Below are 16625 nucleotides of genomic sequence, written 5' to 3' on the forward strand. Positions count from 1 at the left end.
CGGCTGAAGGGTGCCGGGCGGGACTGCAAAGAGAGTAATGATCAATGACGATTGAACGTATTTTGGTGATTGGCGCCGGCACCATGGGCCGGCAGATTGCGATGAGCTGCGCGTTGGGCGGATACAGAACAGTGCTGCAGGACATCTCTGCCGACGCGCTGGACGCCGCCCGTGCCGAACTGGAATCCTGGGCTGCCGGGCGCGTGGCCAAGGGCAAGCTGGATCAGGCCACAGCCGATGCGGCGCTGGGACGCCTGGGCCAGGACACCGATCTGGTCCAGGGCGCGTCCACTGCGGACCTGGTCATCGAGGCCGCGGTAGAGCGCTTGGACATCAAGGAGCAGATCTTCGCGCAGCTCGGCGAGCATGCACCGGCCCACGCCATCCTTGCAACGAACTCCTCGACGCTGCCGTCTTCGAAGGTGGCCGAGGCCAGCGGCCGTCCGGAGCAGGTGTGCAATATGCATTTCTTCAATCCGGCATTGGTGATGAAGTGCGTCGAGGTGGTTCGCAATGCGCAGACCAGCGACGCCACCATCGAGGCCGTCACCGAGGTGGCAAACCGGCTGGGAAAGAACCCGGTGCTGGTGAACAAGGAGATCCCCGGGTTCATCGCCAACCGCATGATGGGCGCGATCAACGCCGAGGCGCTGAACCTGGCGCACGCTGGAATCGCCAGCATCGAGGACATCGACACCACCGCGAAAACCGCACTGGGCCACCCCATGGGTCCGTTCGAGCTGATGGACATGGTGGGCCTGGACGTCATCGATTTCATTGCCCAAGCGACCTACGCCGAAACCCGCGATGCGGCCGATCAGCCGCACCCGCTGATCACCGAAAAAGTTGCAGCCGGCAAGCTGGGGCGCAAGAGCGGGGAAGGGTTCTACCCTTACTCCTGAGCACGGCCCAAGCTGGAAACGCCGCTGCCTGCCCGATTAGCATCGGGTGGGCAGCGGCGTTTTCCGTGCGGTTCTCCGGGGGAGCTATTCAGCGACCTCTGGCTGCTCGCCGAGCTGGAAATGCCGTCCGGAGATGGAATCGACATTGACCCGGATCCAGAAATCCTTCTGGGTCGGGATCCATGGAGAGACGCCGCTTTCGCGCGCCTCCTTGATATCCGCTTCATGCTCCAGCACTTCGGCGCTGCCGTGCACGACCACCGACCACGCCTCATCGGAAAGGATGCCGTCGACTTCGAAGGCGATCTTTTCGTTGATCGACATGGCCGCCAGCTTGTTTCCGGGCGCAGTGCGCAGGAACAATTTGCCGTTGTGCACCCCGTAGTTCACCGGGACGATATCGATCAACCCTGCAACCGCGGTCGCCACGCGTCCGTGGGAGGTGTGCGAGAGCAGCTGCCACGATTGGTCCTCGTCCAAGACCAGGACCGGACTGTTCATTTCGTGTTCGAATTTCATAGCACCAGTTTTCTACTCTTTGTAGAAAAGTGCAAGGGCCTGAGACACAAGTTCTCGTTTTCCCCTGCGTGGGCATCGGCATGAAAGACTGGAGCCATGAGTCATATTTCGGCTGATGGCGATGCGCGGCATGTAGCGTCGCGAATTGAAGACGGAGTGCATCGGTGGCGCGCGCGGCGTGCCCTGGCCAATGGCCATCAAGCGGTCATCCTGCCCTATGTGGGATATGGCTCCACCGGACCGAGCGGCGGCTGGATCCGCGTCTTCGCCCGTGTGGTGCTGGCCAAGCCGGGCGCCTTCGAGGACGGGCAGCACAAGGCCCAGGTGATTGCCGATGGCATTCGCGGCTTCCGCAACTTCATTTCCCCGATCCTCCCCGGCGGCAAGGTCAGCATCAACGTGGGCGACCATCGCTTCGAGGTGCAGGCCGATCGCGGCGGTGTCATCGATGTGAAGCTGATGGTCGACCTGCCTGCCGGCTGGAACGAGATCCGCCTCCAGGCTCATGATGGCGATGACGCGCAGGCAAAGATTCTCGTGATCGACCAGTCGCAGAAGTTCGGGGTGATCAGCGACGTCGATGACACGGTCGTGGTCACCGCGCTGCCGCGCCCGCTGCTGGCGGCCTGGAACTCCTTCGTGCTCTCGGAGCATGCCCGCGTGGCGACCCCCGGGATGGCGGTAATGCTCCAGACGGTGTTGCACGAGCATCCGGGATCGCCGACCATCTACCTGTCCACCGGCGCCTGGAATGTCGCGCAGACCCTGCAGCGCTTCATGTCGCGCAACTTGTTCCCCAAGGGCCCGCTGCTGCTCACCGACTGGGGGCCGACGGACCGTTCCTGGTTCCGCAGCGGAATGCAGCACAAGGTCGACCAGCTGCGCCGGCTGGCCGAGGAATTCCCGCATATTTCGTGGGTGCTCGTTGGCGATGACGGCCAGCATGATCCGGCCATCTATGCGGAGTTCGCGCGCCGCTACCCGGAACTGGTCCGGGCGATCGTGATCCGCCAGCTGACCCCTTCCGAAGCAGTGCTGGCCGGCGGCCGCTCGCATGAGCTGCGCCGGACCACTCCCGGGGTGCGCTGGGTCTACGAGCCGGACGGAGCGCGCATCCTGCGTGAACTGGCCAAGTTGGGGATCGTGGGCGATGGCAGCACGAACCTGCTGAAGGACGAATAGCTATGGATGGAACCACCCTGCGGGTGCAGGTGCCGATGCGCTGGGGCGACATGGATGCCTACGGGCATGTCAATAACGTCAACCTGATCCGGCTGATGGAAGAAGCGCGCATCGCCGGCTTCGGCGTGCCCGGCGGCACCGGGGCACCCGGCACCCAGCCGCAAGCCGACATCTTCTCGGCGGTTCCGGCCGGAACCCAGATTCTCGTTGTCGAGCATCGGGTGCGCTACTCCCGTCCACTGGAATACCGCAACGTGCCGGTCAACGTCGATCTGTGGGTTGCAAATATCAAGCCTGCGAGCTTCGACATCTGCTACGAATTCCGCGACCCGGTGGAAGACCACCTGTGCGTCAAAGCGGCCACGACCCTGGCCTATTTCGACCCGGCGACCTCGCGCGTGCAACGCCTGAGCCCCGAGGAGCGGGCTGGGCTCAGCGCATATGAAGGGCCCTCGACCTTCCCGAAGTAAGCACTTGGGCTCCTGTCAATTAGGATTGATCTATCTACCCTTATTAAGACAGGAAGTGATGTTGTGTCCCAGCCCGCTGGTGGTCGCCCGCAAACTGGAGGCCGCACCGCGCGCCCTCAGGTCCTCCTGCAGGTCCTCAAGCGTGAGAGCATCGCACCGCATCTGGTGCGGCTCACCCTTGGTGGCCCAGGCTTCTCAGATTTCGTCGACAAGCCGGTCACCGACCGCTACGTGAAATTCCTGTTCGCCAAGCCCGAGCTGGGACTCGAGCTGCCCTACGACATGGAGGCGCTGCGCGAGCAGCTGGCTCCCGAGGACATGCCGGTTCGCCGCACCTACACCGTGCGCCGCAGCGACATGGAGGCGGGCACCATCGAGGTCGACTTCGTGGTCCACGGCGATGAGGGCCTGGCTGGCCCGTGGGCGCGAGATGCGCAGATCGGCTCGTCCATCTGCTTCTCGGGCCCGGGCGGCATGTTCGTCCCCAAGGAAGAATTCGATTTCCACTTCTTCGCCGGAGACGAAACCGCCATCCCCGCCATCGCCGCATCCCTGGAATCCATGTCCCCGCAGATGAAGGGTCTGGTGGTCATCGAGGTCGCCGACGAGGCCGATGAAATGCAGCTGCAGGCTCCGGCCGGCATGGAAATCCGCTGGATCCACCGCAATGGGCAATTCACCCCGGAAAGCACCATCCTCGAGTCGGTGATCCGCGAGATCCCGTGGCCCGAAGGCCGCGTGCAGGTCTTCGCCCACGGTGAGCGCGAAGTGATGAAGAAGCTGCGCCACTTCTTCTATGACGAGCATGGAGTGGACCGCCGCGACATGTCGCTATCCGCCTACTGGGCCTACGGCCGCGCCGAAGACGCGTTCCAGGCCGAGAAGCGCACGGACATCGGCAAGATTTTCGCCGATTAGCCTGAGTGCCGTCACCTGATTCACCGAAGTTAGATCGACCTAAGAAACTATTTGAAAAATTACGCAAATAGGTATTAACGTTATTGCCGGTTCTTAGGTTATGCTTATTCCAGAGCTTCTCCCGTGTGTGGTCGGGAGAAGCGTCAAGCTTGACCGATATTTATCGGCTAGCTCACTGCATGCCGGGGCTGCTCACCTCGGAGCAGTGAGGGGCGTAGCCGGCTTGAATTAGGGGAATGGAGAATCGGAGGGCTTACTCAGTCAACCGATTCGTCGAAAAGGGAGCTTATCAAGATTGCACACCTTGATAAGCTCCCTTTCTCGTCCCTAGGGATTTGCTGCATCAAAAGACCACAGCAATAGGGTCGCCAGATAGCCAGCGTCCCGAGGCGGGGGTGCGACGACCGAACCGCCATCGCCAAGCTTTCCCAGGGCTCGGCGGACGACCAGATCCGAATCGAGGAAAATCTCCGGATCTCGCAATCCGCGCAGCGCCATGTAATTGCGCGTCCATGGGCCCACCCCGCGCAGCGCCTGGAGCTGATCCAGGAATTCCGGCGCGTCATCGAGCAGGTATTGACCGCTGAGCTCAAACCATTCGGCGACCGTTAGCAGTGTCACCGCCCGCGAAAGCGGGCAGCGGATGATCTGCTGCAATTCGGCAGGCGTGCAGGTGGCCGTTGCAGCAGCCGAGGGGAAGGCCCGCAGGCCTGAGCTGTGCGGCTGGCCCAAGGCATCGACATAGCGTCCGCCCAAGGTCCGTGCCGCCGCCAAGGACACCTGCTGTCCGATGACAGTGGTGGCCAGAGCCTCGAAAGGATCCGGGTAGCTGATCAGCCGCAGGTGGGGGAAGGCCAAGGCCAGCGGCTGGTAGCCCGGCAGGTCACCAAGCGCCGCATAGGCCGCACTGGTGTCCTGCTGCAGCCCCAGCCAATGGTTGATGGTTTCGGTCAGCCGGGCAACGGATTCCGGCGGGGCGTCATGGGTGAGCGATACGCCGAAGGCATCCAGCCTCAGGGAAACTTCTACCAGTTGTCCCTGCACCTGCAGGATGCGCTGGACCTGGGCCGCGGCGGGGTCCAGCCGCTCCTGGGCTGGCAGCGAATGCAATGCCAGCACCGCCAGCGCGTGGCCGGGGTCCAGCGTTCTGGTTGCAGGCAGGCGCAGTTCCATTCGTTTAGGCCCAGATGCCGGAGGTGCCTCGGCGGTGCGAGCCGATCAGGTGGGTGTCCACCATGCCGATGGCTTCCATCAGGGCGTACATGGTGGTCGGGCCGACGAACTTGAAGCCCCGCTTCTTCAGCGCCTTGGCCAGCTCCTTGGACTCCGGGCTTTGCGTGGGGATCTCGGTGAAGGTGCGCGGAGCCGGCGTCTGCTCCGGCTTGAATGACCAGATGAAATCGGACAGGCCACCCTCTTCGCGAAGCATCAGGGTTGCTTCGGCGTTGGCGATTGTAGCGCGGATCTTCAGCCGATTGCGCACGATCCCTGCATCTTCCATCAGCCGATTGAAGTCATCTTCGGTGAACAGGGCGACCTTCTCGGGATCGAAGTATTCGAAGGCCTGGCGGAATGCCTCGCGCTTGGACAGGATAATGGCCCAAGACAGGCCCGACTGGAAGCATTCAAGGCTGAGCCGCTCGAAAAGGCCGGCTTCCGAAGTGATCGGCATGCCCCATTCAGCATCGTAGTACGCGCGGAGCATGCCATTCGAAGCGGCCCAGCGAGGGCGCGCCAACCCGTCCTCGCCAACGATGAGATCTTCAGTCATATTTTCATCTTCCCATCCATCCGGATTCTCGCAGTGCCATGCAACGTTGCGTTTCGTGGCCACGTGGCCTATCATCGTTATATGGCGATAATAGAGTCAGATATCGATGCAGTGGAAGTCCGCAACGGCAAGCTCCAGTTCGCGGCGCTCTTCCATGCGCTCGCCGACCCGACGAGGCTGCTGATCCTTGACCACCTGCGGACCGGGGAGCACAAGGTCAGGGAACTGACCGAGCATCTGGGCCTGGCCCAAAGCACGGTCAGCGCGCACCTGTCCTGCCTGAAGGACACCGGCCTGGTCCGCGTCAGAAGCCAGGGGCGGGCCAGCATCTACTCGCTGGGCCAGCAAGAAGCGCTTGATGCCCTGGCCGCCGCCGCGTCGGCACTGCTGCCGCAGGACGCGGCCCACCACCAGTGGCACGAAGTCCACGGCACGGACCGGAGGGAGGACTGAGCATGGGGCACGACCACTCCCACGGCCACTCGCATGACCATTCAGGAGCCAACCGGACCCGTCTGGCGTGGGCCTTCGCCATCACCGCGACGATCCTCGTCGCCGAAGTGGTTGGCGCGATCCTCACCAACTCATTGGCCTTGCTGGTTGACGCGGCGCATATGCTCACCGATGCCCTGGGGCTCCTGCTCGCGCTGACGGCCGCCAATCTGATCATGCGCAAGCCCACGACGAAGCGCACCTGGGGATTCCGCCGCGCCGAAGTGCTCTCGGCTACCTTCCAATCGGCCTTGCTGCTGGCGGTGGGCATCTATGTCGCGGTCGACGCGGTCCGCCGGCTCTTCGCCCCGGCAGAAGTGCAGCCGGCTGGGCTGCTGGCCTTCGGCATCATCGGCCTGGCCGGCAACGTCATCTCCATGTGGATCATTTCCGCGGGTCGCAACAACAACCTCAACATGCGCGCGGCCTTCCTGGAAGTGGTCAACGACGCATTGGGCTCGGTCGCCGTCATCATTGCCGCGCTGGTCATCACCTTCACCGGGTGGATGCGGGCGGACTCCGTGGCGGCGCTGGTGATCAGCGCCCTGATCGTTCCGCGGGCCATGAAGCTGCTGGGGGAGACCACCCACATCCTGCTCGAATCCACGCCGAAGGGCTTGGATTTGATTGCGGTCAGGGAGCATTTGGAAGCATTGCCCGGAGTCATCGCGGTGCATGATCTGCATGCCAGCCAGATTGCCTCCAACCTTCCGGTGCTCACCGCCCATGTGGTGGTCGAGGACTCGGTGTTCAGCGCCGGCGCGGCCGGCGGGTTGCTGCGCGAGCTGCAGCAATGCGTGGCCGACCACTTCACCGTGAGCATTGAGCACTCGACCTTCCAGATCGAGCCGGCCTCGCACCAGCTCAGCGAACGCGAGCACGGTTGCTAGGCGGACAGCACCGGGTGGAGGCGATCCGCGGCTTCGCTCATCCCCTGGTATGACGTGGCCCCGCTGAACTGGATCCTGGCGGTTGATGCCGGTATGGCTAGGTGATTTGTAGTCTTTCTAATATGACTTCCGAGACTATGCCGAAAACCGAGAACGCGGTCGCCGCCCGCGGCCTGACCAAGACCTACGGGCACGACAGCACCAGGGTCGAAGCCCTGCGCAACGTCACCGTTTCCTTCGAACGATCCCGCTTCACCGCCATCATGGGCCCTTCGGGCTCCGGCAAATCCACGCTGATGCACTGCCTGGCTGGCCTGGACACCGCCGATTCCGGCGAAATCGTCATTGGCGGGAAGAACCTGCTGGAACTGAGCGATGACCAGCTGACCGAGATGCGCCGCGAGCAGATCGGCTTCGTCTTCCAGTCCTTCAACCTGGTGCCCACCATCAGCGCCAAGGACAACATCCTGCTGCCGCTGTCGCTGGCCGGCAAGAAGCACGACCGCGACTGGTTCAACACCGTCATCCAGGCTCTGGGCCTGCGCGACCGGCTGAACCACAAGCCGCATGAGCTCTCCGGCGGCCAGCAGCAGCGCGTGGCGGTAGCCCGGGCGCTGCTCACCCGGCCGGAAGTCGTCTTCGGCGATGAGCCAACCGGCAACCTCGATTCGCGCACCGGCGCCGAAGTGCTCTCCTTGATGCGCACCTCCACCCGCGAGATGGGCCAGACCATCATCATGGTCACCCACGACCCGGTGGCCGCTTCCTATGCGGACAATGTGCTGCTGATGAAGGACGGCACGATTGTCGGTTCCATCCAGGAGCCCACCGTGGCTGCCGTAACCGAGGCCCTGGCCTCCCTGGCGGAGTAGGCAATGCTGCACGTAGCGCTTTCGAATATCAAGACCTATGCGCGGCGGTATATCGCCGTCATCCTGGCGGTGGCCATCGGCACCGCCTTCCTCGCCGCAACCCTTGCGGTGAATTCCTCCACCCAAGCCACCTTGCGCAACTCCCTGGGCGATGCGTACAAGAATGCGGACCTGGTCGCCTACCCGGACTGGGAATTGCTGGGCGATGCCGATGAACCGACCCGGCTGGACATGAAGGACATCGCAGCGATCCGCGACCTGCCCGGGGTCTCCACCGCCTACGGCGTGGGCTACGCGTACGGGCAGATGCACACCTCGGACAACGGCTACACCGTGGCCCTGCAGCCGGTGGATCCCAACCAGCGGCTCGGCGGCCTGGAACTGCTCGAAGGGCGCCCGCCGCTGAGCGGCAACGAGATGATCGTCGATGAGGCCCACGCCGAGGACATGGGCATCTCCATCGGCGATGTCGTGGCACTGGGCAATGAGCAGGGCAAGACCGAGAACATGAAGATTGTCGGCATCCAGCGCTCCAGCACCAACCCGCAGGTGGCTGCCACCGCCCTGGGCGGGCTCAGCGAGAAGTCCTGGATCCAGTTCGCCGATGGGCAGGAGGACTTCGGGGAAATCGTGATCAACGCCCAGGGTCCGCTGCCCGCGCTGGAAACCCAGCTGCAGGAGCACTTCGCCAGCCAGCAGATGAAGGACATCGCCGTGCTCACCGCGGACGAGAAGGTCGTCCACGATGTCGCGCAGATGACCGATGGCACCGACCAGCTCACCGTCGTGCTCGTGGTCTTCGCGCTGATCGCCCTGGTGGTCACAGGGCTCGTCGTGGTCAATACTTTCTCCGTGGTGATCGCCCAGCGCACCCGCGAACTGGCGTTGCTGCGCATCCTGGGCGCCAAGCGCAAGCAGATCCGCAGCTCGGTCCTCGTCGAGGCCCTGCTCATCGGCATCGCCGCCTCGGTGATCGGCGTCCTGCTGGCCATTGCCCTGATGGCCGGGCTGATCGAGGTGCTGCATGCACTGGTGCCGTCGATGTCCTATGCCACCTTGGCGCTGAACCCCGCCGGGATCATCATCCCGATCATCGTCGGCATCCTGATGACGGTGATCTCCGCCAGCCTGCCAGCACGCCGCGCCATGCGGCTGGCGCCGCTGGCAGCGCTGCGCCCCTTCGATGCGGCCAGCGTGAAGAACCGGGCCGGCAAGGTGCGCATCGTCATCGGCGCCCTGCTGGCACTGGCCGGAGCCGCGGGACTGGCCTACGGCGCGCTTGAAGGGGACCTGATCATCGCCTTCCTCGGCGGACTGGTGTCCTTCCCGGGCATCCTGATGCTCGCCTCGCTCTTCGTCCCCTCCAGCGTGGCGGGGATCGGCAAGGCCGTCGCAGGCAACTCGACGGCCGGCAAGCTGGCCGCGCTGAACGCCGTGCGCAACCCCGGGCGCACCACGGCCACTGCTACGGCGCTGCTGATCGGCGTCACCCTGGTGTCGATGATCATGGTTGGCGGGCAGACCGCCAAGGCCAGCTTGAACAACTCCATCGCCGGGGAATTCCCGGTGGATGTGATGGTCGCGTTGCCGGGCACCGGCCTGCAGGAAGCCGAGGCCAAGGACTTCGCCGAGCAGATCGGGGAACTGGAAGGCGTCGACGCCACCGCCACGTACGACTTCGGCTCGGCGACCGCGGAATTCAGCACGGAAGAAACCTACGAGGTGCAGCTGATGGCCGTTGACCCGCAGCCATTTGCCGACGTGGCGCTGTCCGAGGGCATCGTTCCAAAAGATGGGCAGATCGTATTCACGCAGTGGTCCACCGAGGACACCTCGCTGAGCATCGGCGGACAGACGCTTCAAATCAAGTCCTCAACTGCCACGGTGGATGGGAACATCGTGAGCAAGCAGACCTTCAGCAAGCTCGGAATCGATGAATCGCAAGCCTTCTCCGGGATCCTGGTGAAGACCGATGAGCAGTTGGCCAGCTCGAAGATCAATGACCTGGTCAGCGAAATTGCGGATATCACCGGTGTGGACTCGTCGATGATCTCTGGCGGCGTGGTCATGAAGTCCATGTTCTCGCAAGTCATCGACGTCCTGCTGGCAATCGTCTCGGCGCTGCTGGCGGTAGCGGTGCTGATCGCGCTGATTGGCGTCGCCAATACGCTCAGCCTCTCGGTGCTGGAGCGCACCAGGGAGAATTCCCTGCTGCGGGCACTGGGCCTGAAGAAGAAGCAACTGCGCAGCATGCTGGCCACCGAAGCGGTGCTCATCGGCGGTGTAGCGGCCTTGCTCGGCCTGGTGCTGGGCGTTGCCTACGGCCTGCTCGGAGCCCGCTCGGCGCTCTCCTCCATGGGTGCGATGACCTACGAGATCCCATGGTGGCAGCTGGCGGTGGTCCTGCTGATCAGCATTGTGGCAGCCCTGTTGGCCTCGGTGACTCCGGGCCGCCGGGCAGCAAAGCTGTCGCCGGTCGAAGGCCTGGCTACCGAGTAGCCGGCAACTAGCCAAGCTGCGGTGGCCCTGGAAGCGCACGCTTCCAGGGCCACCGCTTTTTTGGGCTCCGGCTGAGCCCGGTAGGCTGTCAGCATGAACGTTGAACTCACCAGATTCCGCGTCCTGCCCGGCAAAACTGCGCAGGTCAATGACTGGCTGGAATTTCTGAACAGCCATATGCCCGCGGTGCTGGACACCCTTGAGGGGGAGAAGATGTATGTGGAAACAATCTTCAGCGAGACCCTGGATGGCGTCGACTACCTGTACTGGTACAGCATCCGAGGCGAGGGCGGCATCGAGGTGCAGGATTCTGCCCATGAAGTCGACAAGGTGCATCTGGAGTATTGGAAGGAATGCATCGATCCTGGCTTCGCACCCCAAGAGCTGACCCCACGGGTGCTCATGATTCCTGAACGCGTGCAGCGCAGCATGCACTAGCGTCCATAGTAAAAAGCACTCGGTCCAGAACCCGCACGGCGAGTTCTGGACCGAGTGCTTTTTGCCGTGATGGCTAGCTGCGCAGGGTAATCGTGGTGGCCATGGCCGGGGAACGGCCGGTAGTCACGAAGCCCGAAATGTTGGATCCCGGATGCTTGATGATATCCGTGATGGATCCCAGATGGCGGCTCAAATCGATCTTGTCTTCAGGGGCCGCGAGCACCAGATGGAAACCGAACTCCTGCAACGCGCGTATGCCTGCCGCCGCATATTCGGAGTTGGCCTGGATGAAGGCCTCGTCAATCATCACCGTGCCGTAGGAGGTGAACCCGGCCGAGGCGAAGCCCAGCTGGTAGGCCAAGGCTGCACCCATGATGAACGAGGTGAAGCGCTGGCCTTCGCCGCCGGAGAGCGTGCCCGGTTCCAGGCCGGTTTCGATTTCTCCATTGGGCTTGTGCTCATTGCAGCTGATCATCACATGCTGGCGGACATCGAGCACGGTGGAGCGCCAGGCGGTCATGGCTGGGTCGCTGAGCGCGGTGACCAGTGCCTCCAGCGCCTGGTACGAGCTGGCCAGGGTGCTTTCGTCCTTGGTGGTGTAGGCCTCCTGCAACGCGTCCTTCAATTCCTTGCGGAAGGTGCCGGCCTCCACCGGAATCGCATTGGCCACTTCCAGGCGGAGCACCGAGCCATGCTCGAAGGCCACCTCGGAGAGAATCTGGTTCAGCGGCTTGATGCGCTCGGAGATCATCCGGCGCTCTTCATCCAGCAGCTGCAACAGGTCGCTGAAGCGTTCGTAGGAACGGTTCGCGAAGTATTCGCGGAACTGCGCCTCATGGTGAGGCAGGCCATCGGCCACAATCTGGTCGTGCAGCTGCGCATAGTGCTCTGCGGCTTCAGCGGTGGTGCCGTGGGTTTGCGCGTGGGAGGTGCCGAACTCGCGGGCGAACCGGCGGAAGGTTTCGCTCAATGCGCCGCCGATTTCCTGGCGCCGCGACTGCAGGGAATTGACCTGGCTGCCCAGCTGGAGCTTGACCTCGGCAAAGGCTTCGCTGATCTCCTCGTTGGCAGGGCAGTCGCCGGCGGCAACCTGCTGCAGCACCGGACCCAGCAGCTGATGCTGGCGCAAGGCCCGTGGAATGCTGTCCTCCCATCCGGAATCCAGCTCTTCGCTGGCGGACAGGATCTGCTGCGCGCGCTGAACCTGCAGCTCAATATCGGCAATGCGCGAGCGGACCAGCGCCAGGTCGCCGACCAGCGTCTCGGCCTCGGCCTTCGCCTTTTCAATCTGCTGGCGGACCCGGGAGGAGTCCCCGGACAGTGCCAGTGCATCGCCGAGCTTCTGCTCGCTGCGGCGCAATGCTTCCAGCGCTTCGGAGGCATCGAGTTGGCCGAATGTCCGCTCGTCGGCAATCAGCGCCTGCAGCAGCTGGGCCTTGGCCACGACCTTGTTCTTCGCCGCGCTGCGCTCGTCGGCAGCCTGCTGGGCCTTGATGATCTTCTCGTCCAGCCGCGCCGCCTTGGACTGCAGCTCGGCGATCTTCGACTCGTTGGTGAAGCCCAGCAGGTACTCGGATGCCGGCAAGGTGCGGGTATCGCGCTCAAAGGATCCGGTGCCGGACTTGATCGTGCCGGCCGGGGTGATTGCCTTGGGGTGCACATGCATGGCGGCATCGTTCTCGACGCAGGCCAATGGATAGTCGGCGGTGATCTTGGCCTGCAGCCAGGCCCCGGCGTCGCCCGGCGCGAAGTCCAGCTTGGTGACCAGGTCTGCCGGGCCGGCCTGCGCGGTGCGCGGCTGCTGCGAGATGTCGCTCCACCTCACACGGCCCAGCCCGTCGAGCCGGTCGATGGCGTGGGTGACCTGGGCGAGCAGCTCGCCCGGAACCAGCAGGGTGCGGGCCAGCGAATGCAGGGACTTTTCAGCGGCCAAGCGCCAGCTGCCGGCATCGGCTGAGACATCCATGAGCTCGCCAGCGAAGGGAAGCTGTTCTTCCTTGAGCGAGCAGGCCGAGGCGATGGCACGGCGGGCGGCGATCGACCGGTCATCGATATTGCTGGCCCGGCGCTGGTAGGAGCGGATCTGCTCGGCCAAGGTTTCTGCGCGTTTGCGCAGGTTGACCAGGGTGGCCATGGCCTCGTACTCGACGGTCTGGGCATCATGGGTAATCGAGCTGAGCTGCTGCAGGGTGCGCGCGGCATTGGCCCGCAGCTCATCCAAGCCGGTGGCGGAGAATTCAAAGGACAATCCGGCATCCGCCGCCTGCTGCTGCAGGGTGCGGATGAGATTTTCCTTCTCGCTCAGAGCCTTGCGGGCCACATCGGCTTCGCGCTCCAGCAGCATCAGGGAAGCGGAGCCGGCGGAATCGTGGGCGGCTTCCAGCGACGCCAGCTGGTCATCGAGCTGTTCCTTGCGCTGGCGCAGCTCGGCCTCGTCGGCCTTGAGCTTGGCCAGCTCGGATTCATGGGAGGCCAGGTCATTGCGCAGCACCAGCTGGCGGACCTGGGCTTCCAGGGTGTTCACGTCGCTTTCCAGCAATTGCCGGGTGCTGACAATCTGCCTGGCCAAATCGCGGTAGGCCTGGTCCTGCTCGGGGACCTGCGCCAGCACGTCGCGCTGGGCCCGGGCGGTATCCAGCTGGCGGTAGATGCCGCGCAGGTGGGCGAAGTCCTCCACCGCCGCGGCGGCGGCCTTCAGCGTGGCTGGTTCTTCCAGCACCTCATGGCGGAAGAACTGGTTGACGCCCTTGGCCAGGCCCTTGCCGTTCTGCAAGGTGCGCAGCAGAGCGAAAGCCTTGTCGCTTTCCACTCCGAGCCGGCGGCGCAGGCGCTCGATGAACGCCTTGTGCGTATCGAAGGCTTCGCTGGGTGCCAGAGCCTTGGACAGCGAGGACGCAGTGAAGCGGCGCGGTCCGTGGTTTTCCAGCTCCGCGATATCGACCTTGCCCTCGCACAACAGGTAGTGCTTGGAGACCTGGCCTTCCAGACCGGCGTCGGGCAGGTCAAAGACCGCGCCGGCGGTCACGGTGTTGCCCATGCCGTCGTCGTAGCTGAGCACAATGGCGCTCCACGTCGCGCCCGGACGCTGGTAGACGGTACCTGAGCTGGTCTTGAACTTGCGCCCGCGCATATAGGAGAACGTGGTGCGGCGGTCCTCGCGGGTGGCCGCATCATTGGCCGATTCGTTCAGCCGGGGAGTGGCGAAGAAGACGTGGCCCATCGCATCGAACAGGGTGGATTTGCCTACGCCCGGATGGCCGGTGACCAGCGTGCCGGCACGGTCCACCGCCAGATCATGCAAGCCGTGGAAGGTGCCCCAGTTGACGATCTGTAATCGGCTCAGGCGATGCTGGCCTGGATTGAGCGCCCCGCCTAGCGGGAGAGTCATTTCAATGCTCATCGGTTACTCCTGCACCAACTCGGGGGTCTGCTCTGCGAGGTCATCAGTGTCATCTGCGCCCAGGCTGAACGCCGGGTCATTGGCGTCGATGGCCGCAATGTAGCGCGGGATGTCCTGGATATTGGTGATGGGCAAGGCCATCGCCAGCGCCGGGGAAATGCGGAACTCGTTCTCCAGCTCGGTGCCGGTGAGCAGGCGCAAGGATTGCAGGCGGGTGATAGCGGCATCGCAGGATTCGGCAAAACGCTTGTCATCACGGTCCGATGCCTGGCGGTGCTCAGCCAGGATCTCGTGCATGCCTGCCCGTGAAATCACCGCATCGCTGCCGCTGCCCGAATGCTGCTCCAGCAGCAGCCGCAGGCGCAGGGCCAGCAGGGTTTCATCGCGCTTCAGCGGACGGCGCGGAGCGATCGGGGAGGTGTGGACCTGTTCTATCTGGACCGGGGCCAGCATGGCGATCTTGCGATCCATGTCCAGCCGCAAGGCCAGGAAAATCTCGGAGAAGTAATCGCTGATGCCCTGCTGCTGGTCCAGCAGCAGCTGCCACGCCGAAGGATCGGTGGATCCGTCCAGATAGGGGCCGCGCAGCAACCGGACCAGCAGTTGGCGCAGCGGCAGCGAGAACTTCCCGGTATCGCCGTCGAACAGCGGGTCGGTGATCGGTGCGGCGTATGAATCGCTCGTGGTCATAGCGGCTCCTTCGTAAAGCTCAACGCGGGCAGGATAGCGGTTCGCTGAGAACCATCGAGTTGCTGGAATTCAATGCTGAGCAGGTCGCTCTCGTTCAGTGGCTCGCCATTGGTGCGCCCGATTTCCACTAGGGCGCGAATCGTATTCAGGTGCCGCTGCTCGGCATCCAATGATTCAAAGACGTTATCGATCCGAACCGAACCGGAACCTGATTGGCCTAGCTGCCGGGTGATGGATTCACGCAGCAACTGCACGTCGGCCTGGGGTGTCGACGGGTTGCGCACAATGTCGGCTTCGCTGAATTCCGGCGCCTGGGCCAGCGGCGGCGGAGCCACATGCTCGGAGGGGTCGTAGATTCCAAGCCCGGCAAGGGTGACGAACTGCGGGGCGAACAGCTCCATGGGAGCCAGGCCGCTGCGCGGCTTCAGGCTCGTGGACTTGCTGATCGCCAGTTCGGCTTCGCGCACTGCCTGGCGCAGCAGCTCGGCCTGCTTGTAGTCCTCGGACTGGACGAACGCGTGCAGGGATTCGGAGAGCTTGCCGTAGGAGGCATGGACTTCAGCCGCCTGGCGGCGCAGTTCGCGCAACAGGTTGGTGAGGATCTGGCGTTCGGGCGTTTCCAGATCATCGACGAAGTCGCGTTCCAGGACCTCGGCCAATGCCGCGCGGAAACGCTGCTGCGCTTCGGGGGAATTCAAGAACTCGGTGAATCCGCTGAAGGTTTCGCCTTCGGCGGTGGAACGCAATTGGCGGTCGGCTTCCAGCACCTGGCCCACGGCGACGCCCTTGGCAGTGGATGCATCCAGAATGCCTTCGCGCAGCGAGTGGAGCATGTCCTGGACGCCATCGCGCATGCGCCGGAAATCCGCTGGCAGGCTGGAGGCCAGATCGAGCACCGAACGGGTGGCCGACAACGCGGTCGTGCGGGAGAGCACCGCCGGATCGTCCCCGCTGCGCAGCTGGTCGATTTGGGCTTGGCGCAACGCGATCTGGGATTCGAGGGCACGGATACGCGCTTCGGGATCCGGATCCGTTTCGTGGGCCAGCGACTCCAGGGAAGAAAGCAGGGTGTTCAGGCGCGAGGAGTTCAAATGCGAATCGTCGGTGGAGAAATCCGCCAAGAAGCGCAGGGTGCGCAAGGTCTGCGCACTGGGTTCATAGACGAAGCGCCCGTCAATCAGCGGACGGGCCAGGATTCCCTGCTTGACCCAGGTCTCGGCGAAATCCTGGGCCGAATAGGACGCAGGGATCTGGTCATCGCTTTTGCGTGCCTGCTTCAGGAAGGAATCCAGCGAGGCATGGAAAAGCTCCAATGCGATACGGGAACGATCTGCGGTGAACTCTGCACGGATGAACGCCACAGCCCACGGCTGGGCGGTCAGAAGCCGATACGCTGCCGAGCTTTTGAACTGCTGGGACTGAAGCCACAAACTATTCGCGCGGTGCGAGGGCTGCATGTACTTCCTTGATCTTTGAAATGCCTAACCAATCAATTCTAAATCATTGGACTCCTTCCAAAATGTGAGCTCCCTAAAAGCTGGATGATAGGCACCGTTTGAGTTCGATAATTCATCGCCAAAGG

The 16625-nt window shown here is 63.5% G+C and carries 15 protein-coding genes; 9 read left to right on the forward strand and 6 right to left on the reverse strand.

Going from position 1 to position 16625, the window contains the following annotated elements; translation table 11 throughout:
* Nucleotides 1-44: 44 nt before the first annotated feature.
* Nucleotides 45-902, forward strand: a complete 858-nt coding sequence (locus ACLQ8T_RS02820; protein WP_413455616.1) for a 3-hydroxyacyl-CoA dehydrogenase family protein — start codon at nt 45-47, stop codon at nt 900-902.
* 84 nt (nt 903-986) lie between these two features.
* Here ACLQ8T_RS02820 and ACLQ8T_RS02825 read toward each other — a convergent pair whose 3' ends face one another.
* A complete protein-coding gene (locus tag ACLQ8T_RS02825; RefSeq protein WP_204720641.1) occupies nt 987-1421 on the reverse strand; it encodes a pyridoxamine 5'-phosphate oxidase family protein in 435 nt (144 codons plus the stop codon).
* A gap of 96 nt (nt 1422-1517) precedes the next feature.
* Between ACLQ8T_RS02825 and ACLQ8T_RS02830 the strand changes: the two genes are divergently transcribed.
* From ACLQ8T_RS02830 to ACLQ8T_RS02840, 3 genes are all read left to right on the forward strand, one after another.
* Nucleotides 1518-2603: an App1 family protein gene (locus tag ACLQ8T_RS02830; RefSeq protein ID WP_413455617.1), complete on the forward strand. Its 1086-nt coding sequence runs from the start codon at nt 1518-1520 to the stop codon at nt 2601-2603.
* 2 nt (nt 2604-2605) lie between these two features.
* Nucleotides 2606-3073 (forward strand): acyl-CoA thioesterase, encoded by a 468-nt coding sequence (locus ACLQ8T_RS02835; RefSeq protein WP_413455618.1) that lies wholly within the window; start codon nt 2606-2608, stop codon nt 3071-3073.
* Nucleotides 3074-3136: 63 nt separating this feature from the next.
* Complete coding sequence (locus ACLQ8T_RS02840; protein ID WP_413455619.1) at nt 3137-3991, forward strand: siderophore-interacting protein; 855 nt, start codon at nt 3137-3139, stop codon at nt 3989-3991.
* Between the two features lie 327 nt (nt 3992-4318).
* On the opposite strand, the gene ACLQ8T_RS02845 is transcribed toward ACLQ8T_RS02840, so the two are convergent.
* Both ACLQ8T_RS02845 and ACLQ8T_RS02850 read right to left on the reverse strand, forming a co-directional pair.
* Nucleotides 4319-5164, reverse strand: a complete 846-nt coding sequence (locus ACLQ8T_RS02845; RefSeq protein ID WP_413455620.1) for a DNA-3-methyladenine glycosylase family protein — start codon at nt 5162-5164, stop codon at nt 4319-4321.
* Nucleotides 5165-5168: 4 nt separating this feature from the next.
* Entirely contained in the window at nt 5169-5762 is a 594-nt protein-coding gene (locus ACLQ8T_RS02850) for a DNA-3-methyladenine glycosylase I (protein WP_413455621.1), read from the reverse strand.
* Between the two features lie 81 nt (nt 5763-5843).
* Here ACLQ8T_RS02850 and ACLQ8T_RS02855 point away from each other — a divergent pair, with 81 nt between their 5' ends.
* The 5 genes from ACLQ8T_RS02855 to ACLQ8T_RS02875 all read left to right on the forward strand — a co-directional run bounded on the left by ACLQ8T_RS02855 (nt 5844) and on the right by ACLQ8T_RS02875 (nt 10953).
* Nucleotides 5844-6215 carry an ArsR/SmtB family transcription factor gene (locus tag ACLQ8T_RS02855; RefSeq protein WP_413455622.1) on the forward strand — a complete coding sequence of 124 codons (372 nt, stop codon included), beginning with the start codon at nt 5844-5846 and terminating at the stop codon, nt 6213-6215.
* Nucleotides 6216-6217: 2 nt separating this feature from the next.
* Entirely contained in the window at nt 6218-7144 is a 927-nt protein-coding gene (locus ACLQ8T_RS02860; RefSeq protein ID WP_413455623.1) for a cation diffusion facilitator family transporter, read from the forward strand.
* Between the two features lie 122 nt (nt 7145-7266).
* The gene (locus tag ACLQ8T_RS02865) at nt 7267-8016 is read left to right on the forward strand and encodes an ABC transporter ATP-binding protein (protein ID WP_149596367.1); all 750 of its coding nucleotides are present in this window, start codon (nt 7267-7269) and stop codon (nt 8014-8016) included.
* A 3-nt stretch (nt 8017-8019) separates the two neighbouring features.
* Nucleotides 8020-10515 carry an ABC transporter permease gene (locus tag ACLQ8T_RS02870; RefSeq protein ID WP_413455624.1) on the forward strand — a complete coding sequence of 832 codons (2496 nt, stop codon included), beginning with the start codon at nt 8020-8022 and terminating at the stop codon, nt 10513-10515.
* Nucleotides 10516-10608: 93 nt separating this feature from the next.
* A complete protein-coding gene (locus ACLQ8T_RS02875; protein ID WP_204720658.1) occupies nt 10609-10953 on the forward strand; it encodes a DUF6176 family protein in 345 nt (114 codons plus the stop codon).
* Nucleotides 10954-11026: 73 nt separating this feature from the next.
* Here the strand turns inward: ACLQ8T_RS02875 and ACLQ8T_RS02880 are convergent, their stop codons facing one another.
* From ACLQ8T_RS02880 to ACLQ8T_RS02890, 3 genes are read right to left on the reverse strand one after another with little or no spacing between them, the layout of a single operon-like run.
* A complete protein-coding gene (locus ACLQ8T_RS02880) occupies nt 11027-14353 on the reverse strand; it encodes an ATP-binding protein (protein WP_413455625.1) in 3327 nt (1108 codons plus the stop codon).
* A gap of 3 nt (nt 14354-14356) precedes the next feature.
* Complete coding sequence (locus ACLQ8T_RS02885; RefSeq protein WP_204720662.1) at nt 14357-15043, reverse strand: DUF4194 domain-containing protein; 687 nt, start codon at nt 15041-15043, stop codon at nt 14357-14359.
* Complete coding sequence (locus tag ACLQ8T_RS02890; RefSeq protein WP_413455626.1) at nt 15040-16500, reverse strand: DUF3375 domain-containing protein; 1461 nt, start codon at nt 16498-16500, stop codon at nt 15040-15042. The genes ACLQ8T_RS02885 and ACLQ8T_RS02890 overlap by 4 nt, the downstream gene beginning before the upstream one ends.
* Between the last annotated feature and the right edge of the window lie 125 nt (nt 16501-16625).

It is taken from the genome of Glutamicibacter sp. FR1 (assembly GCF_047300825.1).
In the GTDB taxonomy this organism is placed as follows: Bacteria; Actinomycetota; Actinomycetes; order Actinomycetales; family Micrococcaceae; genus Glutamicibacter; species Glutamicibacter nicotianae.

What these genes read in the sequence shown, in the direction of transcription:
- ACLQ8T_RS02820 (WP_413455616.1), top strand. Translation starts at nt 45, where the DNA reads ATGACGATTGAACGTATTTTGGTGATTGGCGCCGGCACCATGGGCCGG.
- ACLQ8T_RS02825 (WP_204720641.1), bottom strand. Translation starts at nt 1,421, where the DNA reads ATGAAATTCGAACACGAAATGAACAGTCCGGTCCTGGTCTTGGACGAG.
- ACLQ8T_RS02830 (WP_413455617.1), top strand. Translation starts at nt 1,518, where the DNA reads ATGAGTCATATTTCGGCTGATGGCGATGCGCGGCATGTAGCGTCGCGA.
- ACLQ8T_RS02835 (WP_413455618.1), top strand. Translation starts at nt 2,606, where the DNA reads ATGGATGGAACCACCCTGCGGGTGCAGGTGCCGATGCGCTGGGGCGAC.
- ACLQ8T_RS02845 (WP_413455620.1), bottom strand. Translation starts at nt 5,164, where the DNA reads ATGGAACTGCGCCTGCCTGCAACCAGAACGCTGGACCCCGGCCACGCG.
- ACLQ8T_RS02850 (WP_413455621.1), bottom strand. Translation starts at nt 5,762, where the DNA reads ATGACTGAAGATCTCATCGTTGGCGAGGACGGGTTGGCGCGCCCTCGC.
- ACLQ8T_RS02855 (WP_413455622.1), top strand. Translation starts at nt 5,844, where the DNA reads ATGGCGATAATAGAGTCAGATATCGATGCAGTGGAAGTCCGCAACGGC.
- ACLQ8T_RS02860 (WP_413455623.1), top strand. Translation starts at nt 6,218, where the DNA reads ATGGGGCACGACCACTCCCACGGCCACTCGCATGACCATTCAGGAGCC.
- ACLQ8T_RS02865 (WP_149596367.1), top strand. Translation starts at nt 7,267, where the DNA reads ATGACTTCCGAGACTATGCCGAAAACCGAGAACGCGGTCGCCGCCCGC.
- ACLQ8T_RS02870 (WP_413455624.1), top strand. Translation starts at nt 8,020, where the DNA reads ATGCTGCACGTAGCGCTTTCGAATATCAAGACCTATGCGCGGCGGTAT.
- ACLQ8T_RS02875 (WP_204720658.1), top strand. Translation starts at nt 10,609, where the DNA reads ATGAACGTTGAACTCACCAGATTCCGCGTCCTGCCCGGCAAAACTGCG.
- ACLQ8T_RS02880 (WP_413455625.1), bottom strand. Translation starts at nt 14,353, where the DNA reads ATGAGCATTGAAATGACTCTCCCGCTAGGCGGGGCGCTCAATCCAGGC.
- ACLQ8T_RS02885 (WP_204720662.1), bottom strand. Translation starts at nt 15,043, where the DNA reads ATGACCACGAGCGATTCATACGCCGCACCGATCACCGACCCGCTGTTC.
- ACLQ8T_RS02890 (WP_413455626.1), bottom strand. Translation starts at nt 16,500, where the DNA reads ATGCAGCCCTCGCACCGCGCGAATAGTTTGTGGCTTCAGTCCCAGCAG.